The sequence below is a fragment of the Paenibacillus macquariensis genome, assembly GCF_900156375.1.
GTDB classification, from domain to species: Bacteria; Bacillota; Bacilli; order Paenibacillales; family Paenibacillaceae; genus Paenibacillus_AQ; species Paenibacillus_AQ macquariensis.
Genome location: NZ_FTNK01000052.1, coordinates 1 through 7017, shown reverse-complemented (window position 1 = coordinate 7017; position 7017 = coordinate 1). Strand labels below are relative to the sequence as shown.

At 34.5% G+C, this 7017-nt stretch carries 6 protein-coding genes and 3 pseudogenes; 7 read left to right on the top strand and 2 right to left on the bottom strand.

The window, feature by feature from the left end:
- A pseudogene (locus BW961_RS29040) lies at nt 1–349 on the top strand (copper amine oxidase N-terminal domain-containing protein); the annotation flags it as partial.
- 77 nt (nt 350–426) lie between these two features.
- On the opposite strand, the gene BW961_RS29035 reads toward BW961_RS29040, so the two are convergent.
- A complete protein-coding gene (locus BW961_RS29035; protein ID WP_076577128.1) occupies nt 427–615 on the bottom strand; it encodes a hypothetical protein in 189 nt (62 codons plus the stop codon).
- Nucleotides 616–674: 59 nt separating this feature from the next.
- On the opposite strand from BW961_RS29035, the gene BW961_RS29030 reads away from it, so the two are divergent.
- Together BW961_RS29030 and BW961_RS31685 are read left to right on the top strand one after the other, a co-directional pair.
- Nucleotides 675–1703, top strand: a complete 1029-nt coding sequence (locus BW961_RS29030; protein WP_068586196.1) for a serine hydrolase domain-containing protein — start codon at nt 675–677, stop codon at nt 1701–1703.
- A 193-nt stretch (nt 1704–1896) separates the two neighbouring features.
- Nucleotides 1897–2031, top strand: coding sequence for a hypothetical protein (locus BW961_RS31685; RefSeq protein ID WP_280175217.1), 135 nt, complete (start codon nt 1897–1899; stop codon nt 2029–2031).
- Nucleotides 2032–2173: 142 nt separating this feature from the next.
- On the opposite strand, the gene BW961_RS29025 is transcribed toward BW961_RS31685, so the two are convergent.
- Nucleotides 2174–2989, bottom strand: coding sequence for a hypothetical protein (locus BW961_RS29025; RefSeq protein ID WP_068586201.1), 816 nt, complete (start codon nt 2987–2989; stop codon nt 2174–2176).
- A 238-nt stretch (nt 2990–3227) separates the two neighbouring features.
- Here BW961_RS29025 and BW961_RS29020 point away from each other — a divergent pair, with 238 nt between their 5' ends.
- The 4 genes and pseudogenes from BW961_RS29020 to BW961_RS29005 all read left to right on the top strand — a co-directional run.
- The gene (locus BW961_RS29020) at nt 3228–3875 is read left to right on the top strand and encodes a response regulator transcription factor (RefSeq protein ID WP_068586205.1); all 648 of its coding nucleotides are present in this window, start codon (nt 3228–3230) and stop codon (nt 3873–3875) included.
- Between the two features lies 1 nt (nt 3876).
- Nucleotides 3877–5274 (top strand): sensor histidine kinase, encoded by a 1398-nt coding sequence (locus tag BW961_RS29015; protein WP_068586208.1) that lies wholly within the window; start codon nt 3877–3879, stop codon nt 5272–5274.
- 496 nt (nt 5275–5770) lie between these two features.
- Nucleotides 5771–6420 (top strand): annotated as a pseudogene (locus BW961_RS29010) (MBL fold metallo-hydrolase).
- 236 nt (nt 6421–6656) lie between these two features.
- Nucleotides 6657–7017: pseudogene (locus BW961_RS29005) on the top strand (phosphotransferase enzyme family protein); the annotation flags it as partial.

Below are 7017 nucleotides of genomic sequence, written 5' to 3'. Positions count from 1 at the left end.
TAACGAAACAATTTATAATATTTTTGTGGAAAACAAAGGCAATAAAGTCGAAGCTCCTGCAAATTATTCGTGGATGTATACCATGGACACTCTTGGATCTTATTATAAAAATAGTCAATATGATTTTTTGAACCTAGAAGGTAAAAGCCTAAAGCGTTTTGATATTTATTCTTTAATTAAAACTTTTTCAGATGAAGCTTTAGAGGGATACCCAGAAGTTTTAATTCATGACGCTACTGAAAACCAATGGTATTTATTTAGTGATACGGCAATACAATCCATTTATCAGTTACTTGATACCGCCTCTAAGAACGGTTTCTTCAAAATTATCAGTAATACGGTTGCATAGTGTAGAACACGGGGAAACGTTAATAAAATGATTAATACACATTGATGAGCAGGCGCTAAGGTACCTGCTCTTTTTTATTAAGCTAGCGGGCAGAATTGCTTAACATCAATCGAGTTGTGAAGCGTACCATGGCAAGCTTCTGCATAATCAGCATGAATCATGTTGGAGTTGCATACCGCACTGCCTTTCTGACGGAAGTTTCCACATTGATAATATCTAATGTAGTCTTTTGTTCCTTTGGTTCTTTCAACCTGATGACCGACCATTCCTTGTCCGCAAGCTGGTCATGAGTGGTACTATCAAACTCTAAGGGGGAGTAATAATTATGTTTGAAATCAGTGGTGAAACATTACGATTAATTAAAAAAACCTGTAAAGGAAAAAAACATTTGAAGTTAACTGTTGGCTATTTAACAGGCAATAATTCTATAATAAAAATTTATAATGAAAATGGCGAGCTTGATTCATCAATAAAATATAATTATGAAATTGGTTCTATTACAAAGACCTTCACCTCATCTTTGCTATCAAAATATGCATTTGAAAACAAGTTGTCAATAAACGATTCAATACAAAAATATATTGTAGAACTTAGAGAAGACGAATATTATCCTACATTGCTCCGTCTTGCTACTCACTCTTCTGGATATTCAGCAAGTTTGCCATTAAATAAAAGGGAATATTTTAACCTGATTTTAGGTTTGATAAATGGCGGTGGTGATATGAATAAGAATAATCCGTTAAATATGGATTTAAACAAAATGAAAATGCTAATGGATAAAAATAAATTAAAAGATGTGGATTATTCATTGAAATATTCAAATTTTGGTATGTCACTTATTGGGTATGGGGTGGGAATTGTATCAGGTAGGGGATATTGGGATACGATGAATAACTTTCTGCAAAATGAATTGGGATTAAGAGATACCTATTTAGGAACATCAAATAATAATTTACATGGTTATGATAAAAAAAATAATGATTGCGGAAACTGGAAATGGAACAATGACAATCTTATATCACCTGCGGGTGCAATAAGTTCAACCGCTGATGATTTACTTAAATATGCAAAAATAAATATTTGTGAAGATAAACCATATTTGTCTCTTTGTCATAAAAAACATGGAAATGGAACAAAGAAGTATGATATGGGTCTTGGATGGTTGCTTTTAAAGAAAAACAATAATGTTATTTGGCATGGCGGTGGAACAGGATGCTTTAGTTCATTTTTAGGGATTGATAAAGAAAAAAAAGTCGCCTCCGTAGTTTTGGCTAATTATAGATTAGGTATGAATGACGATGAAAATATAGGATTTTCTTTATTAGAAAGTCTACAGAAATCAAAAGATGAATAAGAACTGCCAACATATCAATCATTATAGGAATCTGTTAATCTTCGGTGAATGGATGGGGTCTACTGTTCCTGCAACTGAAGGCATTTTACGGCTTAACTAGGTTAACGTAGTGGAAAATCTTTAAAAATTGCCGTTACGGATAGCGGTGGGTTCGTTACCACGAATCATTGTGCTAACGGGACACGATAGTTGAATGACACACATTGATGAGCAGGTGCTTCGGTATCCTGCTCTTTTTATTATACTCCCATGGAAGAACGAAATTACTTCCATCATCTGTGGTGCGGCGCTTGCGCTGCATGCATGGCTAACGGGCAGGATAGTTTAAGATCATACGCGGTGAACCGTATCATAAATAAGTGCTAGAAAATAGAAAAGCAGTATACCTAAAAGGTATACTGCTTTTCTGGCGTAACATCCATATCTACAGGGGCTCCATATCAAGAATTCATAAATTCATAGTTGCAAAATTATTCATTTACCGTTCCTAAAACTTGATAGTCTCTCAGTTGAGTAAGATCTTGAGAGAGTGAAAAACGATGGAGTTTATTAGAAGCAGTTGTGACATCAAAGGTATGTGCAACTACTGCGAATGCATCAGCAGATATATACTGATATGTTATGGATTTAATAGGTTCAGCTATATAGCCTGTTTTGGTGATAAGATTTTGGACTTTTGCATATGAGTCATCAAGATCGAGGGTAAATTGTTTATTACCAGGATCGAGTAGTTCATTTATCAGTTTAGTGGTTGAAGGTGCATCAATATCAAACTCGTTGTCTATATTAGGACCACCAGTGGATTTGATGCGAATTAGTTCACCTGTACTTCCATCTATCTCAACTGAAAGAAGATAGGAGGGTGTAATGCCTACACTAGCCTGCCACGTAGAATAAGGTCTACTAGCTTGAGGGTAATGGAAATAGGACATTTGAAGCGTTTGATTATCAAGTTTTTCGTCAGAATATTTAAATATTTCTTGGGCAGCTATTTCAGCAGCTTCTTGTAAAGATAAATCTTTAGAACTAGGTGTTTTACTTTGAGTATTAGGGGAATAGATAGCCTCATAATTAGCTTTTACATAGCCAGCAGGAATTTGTCTATTCACTAAGTAGGAAAGTTCAGAGACATTGTAAGTAGTAGGAACTTTGGTAATCGTTTTTAGTTCGCTAGCTACTATGACTTGTGTGAGCATCAGGGAAGCGACACCTATAAAAGTAATGATTTTAACACCTTTGAAACCGTTTTTTGCAACACTTCTTGGAAGTAATGATTTTTGAGACATTTTATTGTCCTCCTTGTAATTTTTTATTTACTGACAATATAAAAATAACAAGAAAATATATGGGTACTATTATAAAGTTGTTATAGAGTTGTAAAATAAATGAATAATATTAATATTTAGATTTTAATGTGAGATAATAAGGTAAAATTTTTATGCATTTTGAAATAGAATAGTATATCTAAATACAGATTTCAAGTATAAAAGGATATTAGTTATTTAATAAGATGGGGTGAAAAGCATGGCAGATATTCTAGTAGTAGAAGATGAAGAGGCAATTAATGAATTAATAAGGAGAAACTTAAGTTTGGTAGGGCATACCTGCTATTTGGCTATGGATGGTGAGGCAGCCGTAGAAATGATAAAAAATAAAAGTTTTGATTTAATTGTATTAGACATTATGTTACCTGAAATGGATGGGTTTGAGGTATTGGAACAAGTAAAAGGTACGCCTACTATTCTTTTAACGGCTAAACGAAGCGTAGAGGATCGGGTAAAGGGGCTTGTCATGGGAGCAGATGATTATCTGACAAAACCCTTTGAAATGTTAGAACTTTTTGCAAGAGTAGAAGCTATATTAAGACGAACCAAGAAGGATGAAGATACATTTGTAATAGATAATGCTAGGGTTGAATTTCATAGTAGAAGGCTTTTTTTGGAAGAGAAGGTAGTTGAATATACACCTAAGGAATTTGAGCTATTAGAGGTACTCATAAGAAATAGAAACATTGCTTTATCAAGAGAGAAGCTTTTAGAGTTAGTATGGGGATATGAATACATAGGAGAAACAAGAACGGTAGATGTTCATATTCAGAAGCTTAGAAAAAAGTTGGGGTTGGAGAAACGAATTGTAACCGTGTATAAACTAGGTTATCGGTTAGAGGTGTAGTATGAAAAATAAAACCTACATATGGACTTTGGTATTATTTCTATTGTTTATTAATGTTGGGATTATGTTATTTTGTATTAGTAATACAAAACATAACCTTTCAGGCATTAAGGAGAGCTATCTAAGAGAGCATTATTTTTTAGTAAATAGTATGACTAAAGACATAATGGCTATGAAAAATAGAGGTTATGAAATAGATGATGCTATTGCTCATTCTTATGATTCGTATAAAATGCATTATGAAGTTCAAAAAATTTATTTACAGATTTATAAAGATAAAGTGAGTATATATTCCAGTTTACCCATAGAAGCAACATTAAGTGATAAAGAAATGAATGAAGAAAAAGATATAACGGAGATACATGTTGTGACACTAAATGAAAGGAAATACATACAAATATCTGGGAACTTACCAGAGCAGTATAATCAATATGCATTAGTCTATTATGCAGACATAACAGATATAGTAAATGAGTGGGATAAGAGGAATAACTCTTTATTTATTGTAAGTATAATATTTTCAGGAGTTTTAAGTATATGCTTGTTTATTTTATTAGAGTATCTTTTTGAACCACTAGAAAGAATTTCAAGTATTTCAAATAAGATTGCCAATGGGGAATACAAAGAAAAGTTAGAGATTAGGGGTGGCGAAGAAATCGCAGAGGTTGTACAAAGTTTTAATACGATGGCGGATAAAATTCAATATCAGATGGAAGAGCTTGAGAGCCATGCGAGAGAGAGGCAGAGATTGATAGATGATTTGGCACATGAATTAAGAACGCCATTAACTGCAATCTATGGATATGCTGAATATATGCAGAAGACGCATTTAAGTGAGGAAGATAAGTATGCTGCAACCAATTATATTTTATCAGAGAGTACAAGGTTGAAAAATATTTCGGAAAGTTTATTGGAACTGGTAATAATACGAGAAGAAAAAGAAATAGAAATGGTATCAATGGATATAGAACAGTTGTTTAAAAAAGTTCATCAAACCGAAAATATTAAGCTCAAAGAAAAAGGAATAGAATTAGTATATTACAATGAGTTGAAAGAAATAAAAGGAAATAAAGATTTAATAGAAAGTATGGTTGTGAACTTAGTAGATAATGCAATAAAGGCATGTAGCACAAAAGGTAAAATTACGATGAGGGCTTATTTTGAAAATGAGAAAAAAATTATTGAAGTAGAAGATAACGGAAAGGGAATGACAGAGAAGCAGCTCCTTCAGGTGACAGAAGCATTTTATAGAGTAGATAAGGCAAGAAGTAGAAAAGAAGGGGGAAATGGATTGGGACTCGCATTATGTGAGCAGATTGCTAAGAAGCATCATGCAGAGTTATCTTTTTCTTCAAAACCTAATGAGAAAACAATTGTAAAGGTAATTTTTCAAGAATGATAACTTAAAAGATGCTAAGAACCTTACTTTGGGAAGAGGTTGCACTTGCCTTAAATCATACCTTAAGATGAAATAAGTTATAGATCGAAAGCAGGGATACTTAGATTGGCGGAATATGAAAGGAAGCTACTTCGTCTGCTCCAGTGATTGAGGCGAAACGATGGGTTTTTCGCAACCCATGTAACATATTTTGCTTCCTATGGCTATTTTGAGTTGAATAAAAGAGAGCTTTTATTTAGGCACAATCAAGCGGTTGTGCTTTTTTTGTTATATACAGATGTAAACCTTATGGTCAGACTTCACCTTGTGCTTGGATGCTATAGGTTGAACCGTATCATAAATAGTGGTAAAGCAGATTTGGGAGATTAAGCGTAGATAAAACCTATAACCTCTTGTATATTGAAATTATCTCCAAAAATGAAGGTATTGGATTCATCTAAATCTTCGTAATAATAGTATGTTACGTATAAAATTCATTTTATGGAGGTCTGGAATTATGGAAGTATCAAAGGGAGTAGAAATGTTTCAACTAGATTTTCATGGGACTATTATTCACCCAACTCTTTTGTGGAATCAAGAAATGTCCGTTTTAATAGATACAGGATTCCCAGGGCAAATTGAAGATTTACACGTCGCCATGGAAAAGGTAGGAGTGTCGTCCGACAAACTAAAAGTTGTGATTTTGACGCATCAGGATGTGGACCATATAGGCAGTCTTCCTGAGATTTTGAAGGATTGTGGCAATGATGTTGAAGTATATGCACACGAGCGGGATAAGCCGTATATTCAGGGGGAGATACCACTTATAAAGACGATCACCTTGAGAATCCCCGAAGGGAAAAGTGGATGAAACCTTGATAGACGGTCAGGAACTGCCGTTTTGCGGCGGGATTCGAGTCATCCATACCCCCGGTCATATCAGCCTTTATTTAAGGCAAAGTAAGACTCTCATTGCCGGGGATTCGATGTAAAGTGTAGACGGGATTCTCGAGGGAATTCATGTCCCGACCACTGGATATGAATGCAACTCGTCTCTTTTTGAAAAAATATGTAGACCTTGACATTGCGTCCGTGGTTTGTTATCACGGGGGATTAAGTAATGTAAAAGTAAATGATCAGATATTAGAACTTAGCCAAGGATTATAAAGTTAAGATTTTAGCAAGTTATCTTTTAGTGAAACAATGTTGTTACGCTAACGGGACACTATAGTTCAATAATGAAAGGGTTGCCGTGAGGTAGCCCTTTGTTCAACTAACGGGCAGGATAAAGAAAATTTAATTATAATTAAAGTCACTCAATCCCCACTTTGTTTTGGTGTGTTATGATATTCTGAAACATCCCATCCCTTACCATGGGAATAGAAGGGACTAGGAGGTTGGTCATGACTGAGTTATTTAAGATAGACTCTGAGGAAGAGATAAAACAGATAATTAGGCTGATGAAGAAGGTAGCTTTGATAGCACTCCAAAACTATGACTTGGATTGGGAACAAATTCGTTTCAACCAATTATCGGATACATGTACATTCGTAATAGAAACAAGTAAGGATGGGACTTTTTTACTTCGTATTCATGCAGGAATGGCTAGAGAAGAAATAGATTCCGAAATCGTTTGGTTGGATGATTTAAATGAAAAGATCGGAGTTACCGTCCCCAAGGGGATAGTAGACCTAAATGGATCCAAAACCGTAAGAATTGATCAGGAGAATGGTAATCCTTGTTATGCTTCATTGATGCGTTGGG